Here is a 19,354-nt window from a genome sequence, read left to right as displayed (position 1 = left end):
GGCCGGGCCGGCCGGCGATCGGCCGCGCACGCCTCTTGCCAGGGACTCTCCGTCCTGAATTACTGCTCCCGGGAAGATCGACCGAATGATCGGTCGCCCGTTCGGGAGAGGAACACGCGCATGACGGCTCTGCTGGACGCAGCGGAACGGCTCGGCCGCGACGAACTGGAGGCGCTGCAACTGGAGCGGCTGCGCGCCACGCTCCGGCACGCGTACGAGAACGTGGGCTTCTACCGGGCGGCCTTCGACAAGGCGGGGCTGCGGCCCGAGGACTGCCGTACGCTCTCCGACCTCGCCCGCTTCCCCTTCACCGCCAAGGCCGATCTGCGGGACAACTACCCCTTCGGGATGTTCGCCGTGCCCGAGGACCGGGTCCGGCGGATCCACGCGTCCAGCGGGACCACCGGCCGGCCGACCGTCGTCGGGTACACACAGCGGGACCTGGACACCTGGGCGGACGTGGTCGCCCGGTCGATCCGGGCCGCCGGAGGCCGTCCGGGGCACAAGGTCCATGTGGCGTACGGATACGGCCTGTTCACCGGCGGACTGGGGGCGCACTACGGGGCGGAGCGGCTCGGCTGCACGGTCATCCCCGCGTCCGGCGGAATGACGGCCCGGCAGGTGCGGCTGATCCAGGACTTCCGGCCCGAGGTCATCATGATCACGCCGTCGTACATGCTGACGCTCCTCGACGAGTTCGAGCGCCAGGGCGTCGATCCGCGTACGACATCCCTGCGTACCGGGATCTTCGGCGCCGAGCCGTGGACCGAGGCGATGCGGCGCGAGATCGAGGAGCGGTTCGCGATCGACGCCGTCGACATATACGGGCTCTCCGAGGTGATGGGCCCGGGGGTCGCGCAGGAGTGCGTGGAGACGAAGGACGGGCTGCACATCTGGGAGGACCACTTCTATCCGGAGGTCGTCGACCCGTTCACCGGTGAGGTGCTGCCGGACGGGGAGGAGGGCGAGCTGGTCTTCACCTCGCTCACCAAGGAGGCCATGCCGGTGATCCGCTACCGGACGCGGGACCTGACCCGGCTGCTGCCCGGCACGGCCCGGGTCTTCCGGCGGATGGAGAAGGTGACCGGGCGCAGCGACGACCTGGTGATCCTGCGCGGGGTGAACCTCTTCCCGACCCAGATCGAGGAGATCGTCCTGCGTACGGCCGGGGTGGCGCCCCACTTCCAGCTGCGGCTGACCCGGCAGGGGCGCCTCGACGCGCTGACGGTCCGGGCCGAGGCGCGGGCCGAAGCCGGCGCCGGGGAGCGGACGGCCGCCGCGGAGTCCATCGCGGCGGCGGTGAAGGACGGCATCGGGGTGTCGGTCGGGGTCGAGATCGTGGACCCCGGGTCGCTGGAGCGTTCGGTCGGCAAGATCAGGCGGATCGTGGACCTGCGGGACGAGGACTGAACCACGGGCGTCCGGGCCGGTGTTCCGCCGGTCCGGCGGGTGTCCTGCCCGCCGGGGACGCCCCCTGGCGCCGGCGGTGTCCGGGCGCGGTCAGGACCTGACCGCGGTGAGTGTCGCGTAGACGACGACGTTGCTCCGGTAGCCGGTCTTCCGCGTGTAGTTCCCACCACAGGTGATCACCCGCAGTTCGGGGCGTTCCGAGGGGCCGTAGACCTTCTTGTCCGGGAACGCCTTCTTGTCGTAGACCTCGACGGCGTCGACGGTGAACACGGCCGTACGCCGGTCCGCCCGGACGATCTCGACGGTGGCGCCCTTGGTGAGCAGGCCGAGCTTCTGGAAGACACCGGGGCCGACACGGGTGTCCACGTGCCCGGCGGTGATCGCGGTCCCCGTCGAGCCGGGGGCCGTGCCCTCGCCGTACCACCCGGCGAGGAGCGGGTCGTTGTCGGGCGGGGGCCGCAGCGCCCCGGCCGCGTCCAGTCCCAGCCGCGTCATGGGGGCATCGACACGGAGCGCGGGGATCCGCAGGCGCACCGGATCCGAGGGGGGCAACGGCTGGACGGCGGGCCGCGCGGCCGGGGAGGGAGCAGCCGCACGGGCGGGCGCGGTACGAGCCGGAGCCGGCGCGGTAGGGGCGGGCGCGCGGTGCACGGGGGCGAAGTAGGCCCGGACCATCGGCGGCCTCTCCGGCCGGACCGCGGGGGGCGCGAGCGGTGGAGCGACCCGCGCGGGGGCGGAGGCCACCGGCGCCGCGCTCCCGGAAGCTGCCGAGGGGGCCGCCGACGAGGAGGGTACCGACGAGACGGCCGGGGGAAGCGCCGGCGCGGGTGCCGACGGGGTGGCCGACGGGGTGCTGAACGCCTGCGCGGCCGAGGGCTGCGGCGGATCGTTGTCGCGCGTCCCGCTGATCACGAGCACGGTCCCCGCCAGCAGGGCCCAGACGAGGTGCTTGGCCGAAGGGACGAACGAGTGCGGGGACTGGCTGGTCTTGCGCCCGGTTTCCATCGCGTCTGTGCCTCTGCCTCGCTTCGGGTGGGACGGGGGACGGTCCGGGCCCCGGATCGACGCGTCGTCCGGGACCCGTACGGCGTGGGCGATGTGGTGTGCCGTCAGGTGCGGACGGCCCCGACGTTCAGGCGGCGGCGCAGCCTGAGCACCCCACCGGCGGTCGCGCCGGCGAGCAGCACACCGCCCACCGCGAGCTGGGTGCCCTGGTTTGTGGGGGATCCGAAGCCGGCGGCGACCGAGCCGCTGGGGGTCCGGCCGATGACCTTGTACGTTTCCGTCAGCTTGATTCGGGGCGGGCATTTGACGGTGACGGTGTCGCTGCCCGGTTCGGCCTCGTACGGAATCCGGAACTGGCCGACGAGCACTCCCTCGCGGTCACCGGCGAAGAGGTGGAAGTCCCCGCCCAGCTCGGAGACCCCCTTGCCATAGGTCTCCTTGCCGCAGGCCGCGGTGCTGACGGTGACGGTGGAGCCCGCCGAGGCGTGCCCCGGGCGGATGGTGATGGCCCGTTCGCCCGCCGGGCTGTCGGCGGCGACCGCCGTCGGCACCGACAGTCCCAGGGCACCGATGAGCAGGGCGACGCCTGCGCCGACGCGTGTGTTGCGCATGAGGATCCTCCAACGGGAGCAGGGTCCGGCCGGTCTGCGCGGCGCCTCTGCTGTGCTCCGTCTCCGAGGCAACCGACACCCCGTCACCTCCGCAACATGACGCATCGCCACCGGCCTCACCCGGTCGGCCGCAACGACGGCTCCTGCTTGATCGTTTTCGCAGGTCACCCGACGCGGGGACGGCCGTGGAGGTGAACCCCCGGGCGGACGGCGAACGGGCGTACCGGGGCGGACACCGGGCGGCGTTCCGCGGGCACTGCCCAGGGGCGGTACCGGGCGGATCCCCAGCGCACCGGGACCCGGCCGCCCCTCGGCGCGGAATCCGCTCTACGGCCGGCCGGAGAACCGGTCCCGCAGCTCCCGCTTGAGGATCTTCCCGCTGGCGTTGCGCGGGAGTCCGTCCACGAACAGGACTCTCTTCGGGGCCTTGAAGCCGGCCAGCTTCTCGCGGGCGTGGTCGATCAGTTCGGCCTCCGTCGCGGCCCCTCGCAGCACGACGACGGCGGTGACGGCCTCGATCCAGCGCTCGTCGGGCAGCCCGATGACGGCGGTCTCGGCGACCGCCGGATGGGTGTAGAGGACGTCCTCGACCTGGCGGGAGGCGACGAGGACCCCGCCGGAGTTGATGACGTCCTTCACCCGGTCGACCACCGTGAAGAACCCCTCCGGGTCACGCACCGCCAGATCGCCGGAGCGGAACCAGCCGTCACGGAACGCCTCCGCGCTCTCCTCGGGCTTCTCCCAGTAGCCCCGGCACAGTTGGGGGGACCGGTAGACCACTTCGCCCGCCGTCCCGTCGGGAACCTCCTCGCCGTCCTCGTCGACGACACGTGCCTCGACGAAGAGGACGGGCCTGCCGCAGGAGTCCATCCGGCCCTCGTGCTCGTCGGGGCCCAGGACGAGGGCCAGCGGCCCGATCTCGCTCTGCCCGAAACAGTTGTGGAAGGCCAGGTCCGGCAGCCGTTCACGAAGGCGTTCCAGGACCGGTACGGGCATGATCGACGCCCCGTAGTACGCCTTGCGCAGCGCGCCGAGTTCGCGGGTGGCGAAGTCCGGGTGGTTGGACAGCCCGATCCAGACGGTGGGCGGGGCGAAGAGGCTGTCCGCCTGCCCGGCCTCCACCAGGTCGAAGATCCGGGCGGCGTCCGGCGAGTCGAGGATGGTGTTCTCGGCGCCGACCGCGAGGTACGGCATCAGGAAGACATGCATCTGGGCGGAGTGGTACAGCGGCAGGGAGTGCACGGGCCGGTCCCCGGCCGCCAGGCCGAGCGCGGTGATCGCGCTGACGTACTCGTGCACCAGTGCCCCGTGCGTCATCATCGCGCCCTTGGGCAGGGCGGTGGTGCCGGAGGTGTAGAGCAGCTGCACCAGGTCGTCGGCGTCCGGCTCGCGCTCGGGGGTGAAGGGCCGGGGCGTGTCCAGCGCGTCGAGCAGACTGTCCGGCGCGTCGCGCAGCGCGCGCACCGCGGTTCCGGCCGGAAGCCGTCCCGCGAGGTCCGGATCGGTGAGGACGAGTGAGCTTCCGGACTGGCCGAGAAGGTACGTCAGATCCTCGCCGGTGAGGTTCTGGTTGACCGGCACATGGACGAGCCCGGCACGGGCGCAGGCCAGGAAGCCGATCAGGTACACATCGGAGTTGTGCGCGTAGGAGGCGACCCGGTCTCCGGGGCGCAGGCCGTGCTCGCCGGTCAGGACGGCGGCCGCGGTGGTGACCGCGGTGTCCAGGGCCCCGTAGGTCCAGGTCCGTCCGCCGTACCGCAGGGCGGTGCGGCCGGGGGTGCGCCGTGCGCTGCGGGTCACGACACCGTCGACTGTGCTGCTGCGTACACCTGTCATGGCGTGATCCTGTGCGGCCACGAACGGGTGGTCAAGAGGCTGGATAGCGATCAACCGGTTGACAGATGCACGAGGCTGCTGGCTGAGTGACGCCAGGCTGCCCGCAGCCTCGGGCAACCATCCTTCCCACCCGTACAGTTGGGAGCAGACTTGTCCCTCCGTAACCGTCTGAGAATGATCGCGGTCGCCGGTCTCGCGCTGGCCGGCGTGTCGGCCGGGCTGCCGCCCGCCGCGGCCGGTGCCCCGCAGGAGCGGCATCCCTCCGGCGGCGGTCTCTCCGCCGTCATCCGGTACACCGAGTACGGCATCCCGCACATCGTGGCGAAGGACTACGCGAATCTGGGCTTCGGCAACGGCTGGGCGCAGGCGGCCGATCAGGTCTGCAACCTGGCCGACGGGTTCCTCACGGTGCGCGGCGAACGGTCCGGGTACCTCGGCGCGGACGGGGTGCCGGACGGTTCGCTGTCCTCGGCGTCCACGAACCTCTCCAGCGATCTGTACTTCCGCGGGGTCCGCGGGAGCCGCACCGTGGAGAAGCTGCTGAGCACTCCCGCGCCCGCGGGCCCGAGCCGCGAGGCGAAGGAGTCGATGCGCGGCTTCGCGGCCGGGTACAACGCCTGGATCGAGCAGAACCGGATCACCGACCCGGCCTGCCGGGGCGCCTCCTGGGTGCGGCCCGTCACCGCGCTGGACGTCGCGGTCCGGGCCTTCGCGCTCTCCGTGCTCGGCGGCCAGGGCCGGGGCATCGACGGCATCACCGCCGCGCGGCCCCCGTCCGGCGCGGCGGCGGAGCCCGGTGTGACTCCGGGCGAGGCGGCGGAGGCGGCCACGCGGCTGCTGTCCGCACAGAACGCGGACATGGGTTCCAACGCCGTCGCCTTCAACGGGAGCACGACGGCGAACGGGCGCGGGCTGCTGCTCGGCAACCCGCACTACCCGTGGCAGGGCGGACGCAGGTTCTGGCAGTCGCAGCAGACCATTCCGGGCGAACTGAACGTCTCGGGCGGATCGCTCCTCGGCTCGTCCACGATGTCGATCGGGCACAACGCGCACATCGCGTGGAGCCATACGGTCGCCACGGGCGTCACGCTCAATCTGCACCAGCTGACCCTGGACCCGGCCGACCCGACCTCGTACCTCGTGGACGGCGTGCCGGAGCGGATGGTGAAGCGCACGGTCTCGGTCCCGGTGAAGGACGCCGCCCCGGTGACCCGCGCCCAGTGGTGGACCCGCTTCGGTCCGGTCGTCACCTCGCTCGGTGCCGGGCTGCCGCTGCCGTGGACGGCGGACACCGCGTACGCGCTGAACGACCCGAACGCGTCGAACCTGCGCGCCTCGGACACGGCGCTCGGTTTCAGCAGGGCGCGCGGCACCGCCGGAATCCAGGAAGCGCTGCGCGCCACGCAGGGCCTGCCCTGGGTGAACACGATCGCCGCCGACTCCGCCGGGCACTCCTTCTTCTCCCAGTCCCAGGTCCTGCCCCGGATCACGGACGACCTGGCCCGGCGCTGCTCGACCGCGCTCGGCAGGGCCACCTACCCCTCGTCCGGGCTCGCGGTGCTGGACGGCTCGAAGAGCGACTGCGCGTTGGGGTCGGACCCGGACGCGGTGCAGCCGGGGATCTTCGGTCCGGGCCGGATGCCCACGCTGAAGGACACCCCGTACGTCGAGAACTCCAACGACAGTGCCTGGCTGACGAATGCCGCACACCCGCTGACGGGCTACGAGCGGGTCTTCGGCACCATCGGGACGAACCGCTCGATGCGTACGCGCGGGGCGGTCGAGGACGTGTCGGCGATGGCGGAGCGGGGGCGGCTGCGCGTCGCGGACCTCCAGCGCCAGCAGTTCGCGAACCGCGCGCCCGCCGGTGATCTGACGGCCGCCGACATGGCGGCGGCGTGCTCGGCGCTTCCGGGCGGCATCGCGGTGGGCTCCGACGGCTCACCGGTCGATGTGTCCGCGGCCTGCCCGGTGCTGCGCCGCTGGGACCGGAGCGTGAACACCGGCAGCCGGGGCGCGCTGCTCTTCGACCGCTTCTGGCGCCGGGCGGCGAAGGTGCCCGCCGACCGGCTGTGGCAGGTGCCCTACGACCCCGCCGACCCGGTACGGACCCCGAACACCCTCAACACCTCGGCCCCCGGGGTCACGGCGGCGCTCGCCGACGCCGTGGCGGAGCTGCGGGCGGCGGGGATCGCTCCGGACGCCCCGCTGGGCGACCACCAGTACGTCCTGCGCAAGGGGCAGCGCCTTCCGATCAGCGGCGGCACGGAGTCGCTGGGCATCTGGAACAAGACGGAGCCCCGGTGGAACGCGGCGGCCGGCGGCTACACCGAGGTGTCGGACGGTTCCAGCTACATCCAGGCGGTCGGCTGGGACGGCGGGAAATGCCCGGTCGCCCGGACGCTGCTGACGTACTCCCAGTCGTCGAACCCCGCGTCGGCGCACTTCAGTGACCAGACCAGGCTGTACTCCCAGGAGCGCTGGGTGACCTCCCGGTTCTGCGAGAAGGACATCGCGCGCTCTCCGGAACTGCGGGTGGAGCGGGTGCGCGAGCACCGCTGACCGGCGCGCCGGCCGGTTCCCGGGGCGGGCCCGCCCCGCCCCGGGACGCCGGCCGCCGGATCTCACAGGGCGCCGGGGCGGTCCTCCCAGTACGGGTCGCGCAGGCGCCGTTTGTACAGCTTGCCGTTGGGGTCGCGGGGCATCGCGGCGATGAAGTCGACGCTTCTGGGCCGCTTGAACCCCGCGAGCCGCTGTTCGCAGTGGGCGAGGATCCCGGCGGCCAGCGCCTCACCCGGCTCGTGCCCCTCGGCCGCCTCGACGACCGCCTTGACCTCCTCGCCCCAGTCCCCGTGCGGGATACCGAAGACGGCGGCGTCGGCGACCGCGGGGTGGGCGAGGAGGGCCGCCTCGATCTCGGCGGGGTAGATGTTGACGCCACCCGAGATGATCATGTCGATCTTGCGGTCGCGGAGGAAGAGATAGCCCTCCTCGTCCAGGATGCCCAGGTCACCGACGGTGAAGAAGTCGCCGATGCGGTTCTTCCGCGTCTTGGTCTCGTCCTTGTGGTAGCTGAAGCCGCCGGTGCTCATCTTCATGTAGACGGTGCCCAGTTCACCGGGTGCCAGCCGGTTCCCGTCGTCGTCGTGGACGGCCAGTTCGCTGATGGGCCAGGCCCTGCCGACGGTTCCCGGCTTCTTCAGCCAGTCCTCGGCGGTGGCGAACGCGCCGCCGCCCTCACTGGCCGCGTAGTACTCCTCGACGCACCGCCCCCACCAGTCGATCATCGCCCGTTTGACGTGGTCGGGGCAGGGGGCGGCACCGTGGATGGCGTGCCGCATCGACGAGACGTCGTAGCGGCTCTTCACCTCGTCGGGCAGGGCGAGGAGCCGGTGGAACTGTGTCGGGACCATGTGTGTGTGCGTGCAGCGGTACGCGTCGATGACCCTGAGCATCTCCTGCGGTGCCCATCGGTCCATCAGGACCAGCGGGTGGCCGATGTGCAGGGAGGCGCCCGCGAACTGGAGCACGGCCGTGTGGTAGAGCGGCGAGCAGACCAGGTGGACGTTGTCGTCGAACGGCCTGATGCCGAAGATGGAGAGGAAGCCGCCGAGGTGGCTCTCCTCGGGGAGCTTTCCGGAGAGCGGCCGGCGGATGCCGCGGGGGCGGCCGGTGGTGCCCGAGGTGTAGTTCATCACCCAGCCCAGCGTGCGGTCCCCGGGCGGGGTGTCCGGCCTGCCGTCGAGCAGTTCCGCGTACGGGCGGCAGCCCTCGACGGTGCCCACGGCGTAGCGGTGGGTGGTGGGCAGCCCCGCCTCGTCGGCCGCGGCGGTCGCGGCCGGTGCGAACCGTTCGTGGGCGATCAGCACCTTGGCGCCGGAGTCCGCGACGATCCAGGCGATCTCGGGGCCGATGAGGTGGTGGTTGACGGGGACGAGGTAGAAACCGGCCTGGGCGGCGGCGAGGTAGGCGGTGAAGAACTCGACGCCGTTGGGCAGGACGACGGCGAACGCGTCGCCCCGCCCGAGGCCGGCGGCGCGCAGTCCGTGGACCATGCGGTTGGCGGCGGCGTGCAGCCGTCCCGCGCTCCACTCCTCGCCGTCGGGCGCGACGAGGACGGTGCGGTCGGGGTCCGCGGTGGCCTGGGCCCAGAAGCCGTTGGGCGGCTGGTTCATGAGGCGCTCCGTCCGGCGATGCGGTTGATTCGGTCCACGGCGCGTTCGAAACCGCGGGTCAGGTCGTCGAAGACCGCCTGGACGCTGCGTTCGGTGTTCATCCGCCCGACGATCTGGCCGACGGGTGTGCCGAGCAGGGCGCCGACCTCGTACTTCTGGATCCGGGAGACCGCTTCGGCGACCAGGAGTCCCTGGAGCGGCATGGGCAGGGTGCCGGGTCCGGCGGCGTCGTCCCAGGCGTCGGTCCATTCGGTACGCAGCTGACGTGCGGGCTTCCCGGTGAGCGCGCGGGAGCGGACGGTGTCGCCGGAGCCGGCGTCGAGGAGTTTGCGGGTCAGCGCCGGGGAGTGGAGGTCGGCCTCCTCGGTGGTGAGCCAGAGGGAGCCGAGCCAGACGCCCTGGGCGCCCAGGGCGAGTCCGGCGGCGATCTGTTCACCGCTGCCGATGCCTCCGGCGGCGAGGACGGGCAGCGGGCCGACGGCGTCCACCGCTTCGGGGACCAGCACCATGGAGGCGATCTCGCCCGTGTGGCCGCCCGCCTCGTAGCCCTGGGCGACGACGATGTCGATGCCCGCTTCGGCGTGCCGCCGTGCGTGTGTGGCGCTGCCCGCGAGCGCGGCCACGAGCACGCCGTTCTCGTGGGCGCGTTCGACGACGTCGGGGGGTGGGGAGCCGAGGGCGTTGGCGAGGAGCCTGATGGGGTAGCCGAAGGCGACGTCGAGCTGGCTGCGGGCGACCTCCTCCATCCAGCCGGTGATGCGCCAGCCGGATGCCTCGCCCTCGGCGAGCTCGGGTACGCCGTGCTTGGCGAGGGTGTCCCGGACGAACCTGCGGTGCCCTTCCGGGATCATCGCCTCGACGTCCGCCTCGGTGACCCCCTCCACCTTCCTGGCCGGCATGACGACGTCCAGGCCGTACGGTTTGCCGTCGGTATGCGCCTGCATCCAGTCGAGGTCGCGGGCCAGGTCGTCCGGCGCGGTGTAGCGGACCGCCCCGAGCACACCGAAACCGCCGGCTCTGGTGATGGCAGCGGCGACCGCGGGGAACGGCGTGAAGCCGAAGATGGCGTGCTCGATCCCCAGTTTCTTGCTCAGCTCCGTCTCCATGGGCCGCAGGATGCCGCAGCCGGACAACCGAGGGAAGAGATTTTCTGATGCAGTGTCAGATTCTTTGTGACGCCGGGGCCGTACGGGGCGGCGGAGGTGACAGTAATCTCGGCGGCGGCAAGAAGTTTCACTCTTCGAAGAGATCGCGAAAGTTACTTTCGCGCGGGCGCTGACACGCGGGTGCCGCCCCGTGGACGCCCCCAGATGCGGGAAGGGGTTGCGGATGACCGGGGACGCGACGGGGAGAGGATTCAGCCGCCGGAGGCTGGGCGGCGGGATACTCGCCCTGGGCGGAGCGCTCGTCCTGGCACCGATCCCCCTTGCGGGGACGGCGGCCGGGGCGGAGCCGGGCACAGGAACGGGCGTGGGTACGGGCATGGACCAGGGCCAGGACAGCGGACCGGCGCGTGGGCGCCCCACACTGCGGCGCGGTTCCGCCGCCCGCGCGGGGCTCCTTCAGGAGCCGCTGGACCAACTCGTCACGGATGCGGAGAAATACCTCGCCGACTCCCCCGCGCACCCGTGGTACGCGGGCGCGGTCCTGCTCGCCGGGCGCGGCGGCACGGTGGCGCTGCACCGGCCGATCGGCAAGGCGGTGCGCTACGCCGCGTACGACGAGAAGACCGACACGGGGGTGGAGTTCCCACCCGAGCAGCAGATCGCGATGGCCGAGGACACCGTCTTCGACCTCGCCTCGGTCTCCAAGCTCTTCACCTCGATCCTGGCCGTGCAGCAGATCGAGCGGGGCGCGCTGGAGCTGGAGGCCACGGTCGCCTCCTACCTCCCGGACTTCGCGGGCGGCGGGAAGAAGGACATCACGGTCCGTCAGCTGCTGACGCACACCTCCGGCTTCCGGGCCTGGATCCCCCTCTACAAGGAGCCGACCCGGGAGAGGAAGCTGCGGCTGCTGTGGAACGAGGTACCGGCGAGCCCGCCCGGCAGCGCCTACCTCTACTCCGACCTCAATCTGATCTCGCTCCAGCTGATCCTGGAGCAAATCACCGGCCGCGCCCTGGACGAACTGCTCCGCGAGGAGATCACCGCTCCGCTGGGGATGCACCGCACCCGCTACAACCCGCCCGCCTCCTGGAAGCCGAGAATCGCCGCCACGGAGGACGCCCGGCTGCCCTGGTCGGGGCTGGAGCGCGGGCTCGTCTGGGGCGAGGTGCACGACGAGAACGCCTACGGCCTGGGCGGGGTCGCGGGCCACGCCGGGGTGTTCTCCTGCGCCTGGGACCTGGCGGTTCTGGCCCGTACGCTGCTCAACGGCGGGTCCTACGGCCGCTCCCGGATCCTTTCCGAGGACTCGGTCGAGCTGCTGTTCACCGACTTCAACACCGCGTTCCCGGGTGATGAGCACGGCCTCGGCTTCGAGCTCTACCAGCACTGGTACATGGGCGCGATGGCCACGCCCCGTACGGCGGGCCACACCGGTTTCACCGGCACCAGCCTGGTACTGGACCCGTCGACCGACTCGTTCCTGATCGTGCTGGGCAATTCCGTGCATCCCGTACGGAACTGGCGCTCGGGCAGCGCCCCGCGCGTGGCCGCGGCGAACCGGATGGCACGGGCCGTAGCGGTGCGGCCCGCCCGGGGGCGCACCGCCTGGTTCTCCGGCATGGCCGGTGCCACCACCGCCACGCTGACCCTGCCCGCGCTGCGCCCGGTGTCCGCGCGGGCCGGGCTGAGCTGTGCGCTGTGGTGGGACACCGAGCCCGGATCCGACGTCCTCGCCCTTGAGGCGTCGGCCGACGCGGGGGCGAGCTGGCAGCCGGTGCCGTTCACCACGGCGGCGTCCAGCTCAGCCGGAGCGCCGGAGCCCGAACCCCACCCGTCGGGCGCGGTGTCCGGCTGGTCGGGGCGCCGCTGGCACCGTCTGGAGGCGGACCTGGCCGCGTGGCGCGGCAAGGAGGTGCGGCTGCGCTGGCGTTACACCACGGACCAGTTGTACGTGGGCCGCGGCGCGTATGTGGACGCCATCCGGGTCCGGGACGGCGGCCGCACGGTCTTCGACGAGTCGCGACCGCGGGATGCCGCACGGATCGAGGCGGCCGGCTGGACGGCCTCGGCGGACTGAGAGCGATGTCCGCGCCCGCGCCGGCCGCCGCGCCACCGGCCCGCCCGCACCGGGGCTCAGGCCACCGGCGCGGGCTCGGACGTCGACGCGGCGGCGGGTGCGGGCGTCGGTGCGGGCACCCGTACCGGCGCCGGCGCCGTCGACTCCCGTACCACCAGCCGGGGGCGGATGAGCAGCGAGCGCCCCGCCGAGGGGGCCGCGTCGATCCGGGCCCTGAGCTGCTGGAACGTCTCCGCGGCCATCTCGGGGAGCGGCTGGCGGACCGTGGTCAGCGGGGGTTCGAAGAGGTCGGCGAGCAGGATGTCGTCGAAACCGACCACCGAGATGTCCGCTCCGGCGCTGAGCCCGGCGTCCTTGGCCCCCCGGCAGATCCCGATCGCGCACATGTCGTTGATCGCGACGAACGCGGTGGGCGGACGCGGCGCGGCCAGCAGCTCACGGGCCGCGTTCCGGCCCAGCTCGGCGGCGTCCTTGTCACCGAACTCCGCGGTGTCCGCGCCCGGCCACACGATCGCGTCGGCCGGGTCGAGGCCGGCCGACTCCAGGGCCGCGCGGAAGCCGCGGAGCCGTTCGCGGCGGTTGACACTGTTGACGGAACCGGAGACGAAGGCGAGTCTGCGGTGACCGAGTTCGATCAGATGCCTGGTGGCGAGCTCGGCGCCCATCGCGTTGTCCACACTGATGCTGGCCAGCGACGCCGGGTCGCCCGCCTGGGCCGTGCGGTCGAAGGCGACCATCTTCAGACCCCGGTTGAGCAGCGGCGCGACATGTTCGAGCGAGGGCAGCGATGAGCAGAGCACCACGCCGCTCACCCCGTCCGCGAGCAGTTCCTCGCCGTACTTGAGCTCACGGGCCGGGTCGCGCTCGCTGTTGCAGAGCAGGACGTGATAGCCCTCGGCGAGCGCGATGGCCTCCAGCTCGCGGGCGAGCGCCCCCCAGAAGGGGTTGGCCACGGACGGCACGATGAGGCCGATCACCTTGATCCGGCCGGTGCGCAGCATCCGCGCGGCCCGGTTGGGCCGGTAGCTCAGCTGCTCGATGGCCTGCTCGACGCGGGCCAGTGTCGCCGCCTGCATACGGTCGGTACGCCCGTTGAGAACGTTGGAGACCGTACTCGCGGACACCCCTGCCGCCGCCGCAACCTGATGGATCGTAACCCCGCTCATGCCACCTCCGGTTCGGAACACCGTGCCGATCGTAGTGTATCGATTTACTTAACTCTCTCCATCGATACACCCGTTAACTTTCCCGAAAAATTGTTGTGCATCAGCTGTTGACGCCGCTCTCCGGGCGTTCCTAGTCTCAGTGCATCGATTTACCAGCACTTCTCGGCCATGGCTGGGACACACATCGCTGGATCGATCCACAGTCTCCACCTCAAAAGGGGTGTCCCATGGAACTCAACAGACGGTCGCTGCTCGCTGTCATCGGCGCGGGCACTGCCGCGGCCCTCACCGGCTGCGGCACCGGCTCCTCGTCGGCCGGTTCGGCCGACGGCCCCGCCGAGGGTGAGATCACGCTGCTCACCCCCATCTACGAAGGCGCCAAGGGCAAGAAGGTACTGGAGGGCGAGATCCTCGGCGGGTTCCGGAAGAAGTACCCGGACGTCAAGGTGAACGTGGACTACACCACGTACGCCCAGCTGAACGAGAAGATCACCACCGGTCTCGCGGGCGGGCTGCTGCCCGACGTCCTGATGATGGGTGTTGGCTGGATACCGCCGTTCGCCGCCAAGAAGGCGATCGCCGAACTCCCGGAGAAGCTGGCCACCGCGCACGACTACGAGAAGCGGGTGCTGGAGCCGTCCCGCTACGACGGCAAGCTGTACGCGCTTCCGGTGATCCTGGACACCCGCATCGTGGTCTACCGCAAGGACCACTTCGCGGAGGCCGGGATCAAGAAGACCCCGGCCAACTGGGCCGAGCTGCGTGCCGTGGCCAAGCAGCTGACGAGGGAGGGACGGGTCGGATTCGACCCGTTCTCCATCGATCTGCGCCAGTGCTGGGAGACCTTCCTCTTCTCCAACGGCGGTCAGCTGTTCAGCGAGGACGGCAAGAAGGTGCTGTTCACCGACGCCCGCGGGGTCGAGGCCCTGCAGTTCTTCAAGGACCTGGTCAAGGACGGTTCGGCGGTCTACGCCAAGAAGACGGAGCTCGGCGCACCGACGAACATACAGACCGGCAAGGCCTCGATGATGATGTCGACGAGCGGCCAGTGGGTCCAGGTCAAGGAACAGAACCCGGACCTGATCAAGGACGACAAGCTGGGCGCGTTCATCCTCGCCAACCGCAGGCCGGCGATGCTCCAGGGCGGCACACTCGTCACCCAGTCCGCGAGCTCCAAGCACCCGGCGGCGGCACGCGCGCTGGTCGAGTACCTCGCGACCCCCGAATCGATCCTCGGCGCGGCCTCGCAGCGCGGCTCGGTGCCGGGTCTGCGCGACCTCAACGACTCCAGCTATGTGAAGGAGAACCAGTTCGTCGACCTCTCCTTGCAGAACCTCCAGCACGCCGTCTCCGAGGGCGGCACCCCGGCCTGGATGGAGATCCGCGAAAAGATCAAGCCGACGCTGGAGCCCGCGATCGTGGGCGACCAGTCCGCGAAGGACGCCATCGCGGAACTCGGCCGGCTCGCCGAGGCCGCCATCGGCCGGATGTGAGGACCCGTCACTGTGGGAGCGACATCCGTATTGAAGGCACGGCCCGCGCGGCCGCCCGCCTCACCTGAGAAATCGGCGCCGAAGCGCACCGGCCGGGTGCCCGCCGGCCCCGGGCGCCGACGCCGCCGGGCAGGCATGCTCATGGTGGCGCCCGCGCTGCTGCACGCCTCGCTGTGGATCGGCCTGCCGGTCGTGGCCTCGGTGGTCCTGGCCTTCACGAAGTACGACGTGCTGACGGCGCCGCAGTTCGTGGGCCTGGACAACTTCCGGGACATGATGGACGACGCGGTCTTCCGCAAGTCCGTCGTCAACACGGTCATCTACACCTTCTTCACCGTTCCGGTGGGGATGATGCTCGGCCTGCTGGTGGCCCTGGCTCTGCACACCGGTCTCAAGGCGCGCGGCCTGTTCCGCACCGCGGTGTTCCTGCCGCAGATCACGGCGACCGTCGCCATCGCCCTGGTCTGGCTGTGGATCTACAACCCGGGCAACGGCCTGCTCAACGCGCTGCTGTCGTTCGTGGGTGTCGACGGTCCGGCCTGGCTGGCCTCGACGAGCTGGGCGATGCCCTCGGTGATCCTGGTCGGCATCTGGCAGGGCATCGGCATGAAGATGCTCATCTACTTGGCCGCGCTCCAGTCGATGCCGAGGGAGCTGTACGAAGCGGCCTCGGTGGACGGCGCCTCCAAGGCGCGGCAGTTCTTCTCCATCACGCTGCCGCTGCTGAAGCCCGCGACGTTCTTCGTGCTCATCACCTCGATGGTCACCGCGTTCCAGTCCTTCGACCAGATCTACATCCTCACCGACGGCGGCCCCGCCAACAGCACCACGATGATGACGTTCGAGATCTACAAGTCCGCGTTCCGGGAGTTCCGCGTCGGCTACGCCAGCGCGCAGTCACTGGTGCTGTTCGTGCTGCTGATGGGCTTCACCCTGGTCAACCGGCGGATCATGGGAGGCACCCGTGGCCACAGCTGAGCTGCACAAGCCGGCGTCCGCGCCGAGGCCCCGGCAGAAGCGCAAGCCGGTCACCGCCGGGAGGATCGCGCTCTATCTGACGCTGTCGGTGGTCTCCCTGCTGATGGTGGTGCCGTTCGTCTGGATGGTGCTCACCTCGCTCAAGACGCCGGTGGAGATCGCCTCCCAGGACGCCGGACTCCTTCCGGAGCACTGGGCGTTCGGGAACTACGTCGACGCGCTGAAGGCGGCACCGTTCGCCACGTACGCCCGCAACAGCTTCATCATCGCCCTCAGCCACACCGTGCTCAATGTGCTGATCGCCTCGATGGCGGGGTACGCGCTGGCCCGGATCAGGTTCCGCGGCAGCGAGGTGATCTTCTTCCTGTTCATCGCGGCGCTGATGATCCCGACGTACACCAAGGTGCTGCCGGAGTTCCTGATCGTCCGCTTCATGCCGCTGGCCGGCGGGAACGACATCCTCGGCCAGGGCGGCAGCGGCTGGCTGGACACCTGGTGGGCGCTCATCGTCCCCGGTGCCGTCACCCCGTTCGCGGTCTTCCTCTTCCGCCAGTTCTATCTGGACCTCCCGGTGGAGCTGGAGGAGGCGGCCCGGCTCGACGGGCTCGGCGAGTTCCGGATCTACGCCCGGATCATGACGCCGCAGGTCAAGCCCGCGCTCACCACCGTGGCGCTGCTGACCTTCGAGACCTCGTGGAACAACTTCCTGTGGCCGCTGCTGGTGACCCGCACGGACAGCCTCCGCGTGATCCAGGTGGGACTCTCCGTCTTCAAGACGGAGAACGGTCCCCAATGGCACTTCCTGATGGCCGGCACCACGCTGGCCACCCTGCCCATGGTCATTCTCTTCCTCATCGGCCAGCGCTATTTCGTGCAGGGCTTCGCAACCGCCGGTCTCAAGTGACCGGTTCCGGTCCTCGGACGACCGGTTATCGAAAGGGCTTCACCCATGTCTGCTGATCTCCACGGCTCCCGCGCACTGGTGACGGGAGCGGGCCACGGCATCGGCCGTGCCATCGCCGTCGCCCTCGCCGAGGCCGGCGCCGATGTCGCCGTCCACTACCACTCCTCCGCCGACGAGGCCGCGAAGACGGTCTCCGCGATCGAGGCTCTGGGCCGCCGGGCGAAGGCGTTCAAGGCCGATGTGACGGTCACCGCCGATGTGGACCGCCTGGTCGAGGAGGCCACCGGCTTCCTCGGCGGGCTCGACGTACTGGTCTGCAACGCGGGCCACCTGATCGGCCGCGCGAAGATCGCCGAGATGAGCGACGACCACTTCGACCAGGTCCTCTCCGTCAACCTCACCTCGGCCTTCCGCACCGTGCGGGCCGCGCTGCCGCATCTGACGCGGTCGTCCGCCGGGCGCGTCATCACGATGTCCTCGCTGGCCGCGCACAACGGCGGCGGCCCGGGTTCGGTGGCGTACGCCGCCGCCAAGGCCGGTATCCGCGGGTTCACCAAGGGCCTGGCCAAGGAGCTGGCCGGGACCGGGATCACCGTCAACACGGTCGCCCCGGGCTTCATCAAGGGCACCGCCTTCCACGACACGTTCACCGCGCCCGAGGCGCAGCAGGCGATGGAGGCGGGCATCCCGGTGGGCCGCGCCGGCACCCCGGAGGACGTCGCCTCCGCCGTGGTGCACCTCGCGTCGCCCGCCTCCGGCTTCCTCACCGCCACCACGGTGGACATCGACGGTGGCGTATGGCCGCGTTGAGGCGGATCGCCCGGGAGCGCGGCGGCTGGTGGCACGCGTACATCTGCCCGGCGCACGGTGTGGAGCTGGAGCACGGCGATCTGCTCGCAGGCGTCTTCCCGGCGGGCGGCGCGCGCTGCGCGCACGGCTGCCGGGTGGACAACGAGGCGGTGCGCGGCGCCTGGACGGTGCTGTCGCACCAGGCGTGGGCGCGGCACCTGCGGGTGCTCGCCCACCGCGGCGGGCAGGACTCCGAGGCGGTGGCGCGGCTGGTGGAGTACGCCGCGCTGTACGCGGAGCTGGCCGTCGACCGGCACGGCGAGGCGCAGACCTGGATGCTGCGCGGCAGGCTGTTCCACCAGGCGCTGACGGACGCCATCTGGGCGGTGAACGTCGGCGACACGGTCAGCGCGCTCGCCGAGCGGGGTGTCCAGGGGCTGGCCATTCTGCTGCCGCTGCTGGACGACCTGGAACAGGCCGCGCTCGACGCCCGTGAGGTGCTCACCGGCGAGGGCCATCTGGCCTCCAACTACACGGCGTGGCTGAACTCCGCAGGAGCCGCCGCGAGCCGTGCCGCCGCGGCGGTGCGGGGCCGGGAGTGGGACGGGGCCAAGGAGTGGCTGGAGGGCGAGGGCGGGCTGTACGCGCATCTGCGGGCCGCCGTCGCCGAGGACGGCTGGGAGTGGGAAGGCAGTACCTATTACCACGGCTTCGTCCTGCGCGCGGCGCTGCTGGCGCTGCGCTCCACCGACCCGTCGGCCATACCCGCCGATGTGGTGGGCGTGCTGGCCGGGATGACGGACGTGCTGGCCACGATCGCGACTCCGGGCGGCATTCTGCCCGCGCTGCACGACGGCCCGTATCTGCGTGATCCCCTCGCTCTGGAGTGGCTCGAACTGGTCGCGCTGGCACAGCAGTTGGTGCCCTCGGCCGCGCTGGAGGCGGTGGCCGCGCGGGCCCGGGAGGAGCTGGGCGCGGCCGACGACGGGCTCGACGCGCTGCTGGACGGCTGGTTCGCCGGCCCGCCGCTGCCCGAGCGCCCGGCGCCCGCCACGCCCGTCACCGTGTATCCGGTGGCCGGGTACGGGGTGCTGCGCGCCGCGGGCATCCACGCCCTGGTGGACTTCGGCCCGCACGGCGGCTCGCACGGGCACCGCGACAAGCTGTCGCTGTATCTGTACGGCGACACCACCCCGTGGCAGCCGGATCCCGGTCAGGTGCCCTACGCCCACACCGAGTTCCGTGATCTGTACACCTCGACCGAGGCACACCCGGCGTTCCGGGTGGACGGCGCCGAGCAGGCCGAGTGCGCGGGCACGCTGCTCGCATCGGACGCCGTCTCGGTGACCGCCGAGGTCACCGGGGCGTACGAGGGGGTGCGCGCGGTCCGGCATGTCGCGGTGGGCGCCTGCTATCTGGTGGATCTGCTGACGGTGACGGGCCGGGAGGCGCGCCGGGTCACGGCGCAGCTGCGTCCCGGGACCTCGCTGGACGTCCAGGTGCAGGCGGCCGGTCCGGTGCGCACCACCTGGTACGGCGACGAGACCCTGCACGGCTGGCACACCCACACCTCCGGGGTCACGGTGCGTCCGCTGACGCGGCCGGGCCCGGGTCCCGCGGACGACCCGCAGCGCACGCGTACCCGGGTCGACCTCACCGCGGAGGCGGAGCACGTGGTGTTCGCCTCGGTGTACCAGGCGGCGTCCGCGGGTCCCGCGGTGAGCGAGGTACGACTGGACGGCGAGGAGCTGACGGTGGAACTGGCGGACGGCACGACGGCGCGCTTCCGGACGGAGGGCTGATC

Annotated in this window: 14 protein-coding genes; 8 read left to right on the top strand and 6 right to left on the bottom strand. The window is 71.4% G+C overall.

Annotated features, from left to right (window positions below):
* The first annotated feature begins 120 nt into the window (after positions 1-120).
* On the top strand, positions 121-1,410 hold the full coding sequence (paaK, locus tag ABT170_RS23165; RefSeq protein ID WP_329945078.1) for a phenylacetate--CoA ligase PaaK: 1,290 nt from the start codon (positions 121-123) through the stop codon (positions 1,408-1,410).
* 90 nt (positions 1,411-1,500) lie between these two features.
* On the opposite strand, the gene ABT170_RS23160 is transcribed toward paaK, so the two are convergent.
* From ABT170_RS23160 to ABT170_RS23150, 3 genes are all read right to left on the bottom strand, one after another.
* On the bottom strand, positions 1,501-2,085 hold the full coding sequence (locus tag ABT170_RS23160; RefSeq protein ID WP_329945246.1) for a class F sortase: 585 nt from the start codon (positions 2,083-2,085) through the stop codon (positions 1,501-1,503).
* A gap of 434 nt (positions 2,086-2,519) precedes the next feature.
* A complete protein-coding gene (locus tag ABT170_RS23155; RefSeq protein ID WP_329945079.1) occupies positions 2,520-3,026 on the bottom strand; it encodes a sortase in 507 nt (168 codons plus the stop codon).
* 327 nt (positions 3,027-3,353) lie between these two features.
* Positions 3,354-4,862 carry an acyl-CoA synthetase gene (locus tag ABT170_RS23150; RefSeq protein ID WP_329945080.1) on the bottom strand — a complete coding sequence of 503 codons (1,509 nt, stop codon included), beginning with the start codon at positions 4,860-4,862 and terminating at the stop codon, positions 3,354-3,356.
* A gap of 150 nt (positions 4,863-5,012) precedes the next feature.
* On the opposite strand from ABT170_RS23150, the gene ABT170_RS23145 reads away from it, so the two are divergent.
* The gene (locus ABT170_RS23145) at positions 5,013-7,424 is read left to right on the top strand and encodes a penicillin acylase family protein (protein ID WP_351870309.1); all 2,412 of its coding nucleotides are present in this window, start codon (positions 5,013-5,015) and stop codon (positions 7,422-7,424) included.
* Between the two features lie 62 nt (positions 7,425-7,486).
* Here the strand turns inward: ABT170_RS23145 and ABT170_RS23140 are convergent, their stop codons facing one another.
* On the bottom strand, positions 7,487-9,037 hold the full coding sequence (locus ABT170_RS23140) for an acyl-CoA synthetase (protein ID WP_351870306.1): 1,551 nt from the start codon (positions 9,035-9,037) through the stop codon (positions 7,487-7,489).
* Positions 9,034-10,143: an NAD(P)H-dependent flavin oxidoreductase gene (locus ABT170_RS23135; RefSeq protein ID WP_329945083.1), complete on the bottom strand. Its 1,110-nt coding sequence runs from the start codon at positions 10,141-10,143 to the stop codon at positions 9,034-9,036. Before ABT170_RS23135 ends, ABT170_RS23140 begins: the two co-directional genes overlap by 4 nt.
* 223 nt (positions 10,144-10,366) lie before the next feature.
* Here ABT170_RS23135 and ABT170_RS23130 point away from each other — a divergent pair, with 223 nt between their 5' ends.
* Entirely contained in the window at positions 10,367-12,220 is a 1,854-nt protein-coding gene (locus ABT170_RS23130; RefSeq protein ID WP_351870303.1) for a serine hydrolase domain-containing protein, read from the top strand.
* 56 nt (positions 12,221-12,276) lie between these two features.
* Here the strand turns inward: ABT170_RS23130 and ABT170_RS23125 are convergent, their stop codons facing one another.
* Positions 12,277-13,386, bottom strand: a complete 1,110-nt coding sequence (locus tag ABT170_RS23125) for a LacI family DNA-binding transcriptional regulator (RefSeq protein ID WP_329945085.1) — start codon at positions 13,384-13,386, stop codon at positions 12,277-12,279.
* A gap of 227 nt (positions 13,387-13,613) precedes the next feature.
* Between ABT170_RS23125 and ABT170_RS23120 the strand changes: the two genes are divergently transcribed.
* The 5 genes from ABT170_RS23120 to ABT170_RS23100 all read left to right on the top strand — a co-directional run bounded on the left by ABT170_RS23120 (position 13,614) and on the right by ABT170_RS23100 (position 19,352).
* Positions 13,614-14,879, top strand: coding sequence for an ABC transporter substrate-binding protein (locus tag ABT170_RS23120; protein WP_329945086.1), 1,266 nt, complete (start codon positions 13,614-13,616; stop codon positions 14,877-14,879).
* Between the two features lie 141 nt (positions 14,880-15,020).
* The gene (locus ABT170_RS23115; protein ID WP_266928724.1) at positions 15,021-15,857 is read left to right on the top strand and encodes a carbohydrate ABC transporter permease; all 837 of its coding nucleotides are present in this window, start codon (positions 15,021-15,023) and stop codon (positions 15,855-15,857) included.
* Positions 15,844-16,761, top strand: a complete 918-nt coding sequence (locus tag ABT170_RS23110; protein WP_351870298.1) for a carbohydrate ABC transporter permease — start codon at positions 15,844-15,846, stop codon at positions 16,759-16,761. Before ABT170_RS23115 ends, ABT170_RS23110 begins: the two co-directional genes overlap by 14 nt.
* Before the next feature lie 45 nt (positions 16,762-16,806).
* Positions 16,807-17,571 (top strand): SDR family NAD(P)-dependent oxidoreductase, encoded by a 765-nt coding sequence (locus ABT170_RS23105; RefSeq protein ID WP_329945088.1) that lies wholly within the window; start codon positions 16,807-16,809, stop codon positions 17,569-17,571.
* Complete coding sequence (locus tag ABT170_RS23100; protein WP_329945089.1) at positions 17,559-19,352, top strand: heparinase II/III domain-containing protein; 1,794 nt, start codon at positions 17,559-17,561, stop codon at positions 19,350-19,352. Before ABT170_RS23105 ends, ABT170_RS23100 begins: the two co-directional genes overlap by 13 nt.
* The last annotated feature ends 2 nt before the right edge of the window (positions 19,353-19,354 follow it).

It is taken from the genome of Streptomyces sp. NPDC001787 (assembly GCF_040297465.1).
In the GTDB taxonomy this organism is placed as follows: Bacteria; Actinomycetota; Actinomycetes; order Streptomycetales; family Streptomycetaceae; genus Streptomyces.
The sequence above is the reverse complement of the archived record's forward strand: the minus strand, read 5'-3'. Positions and strand labels throughout refer to the sequence as shown.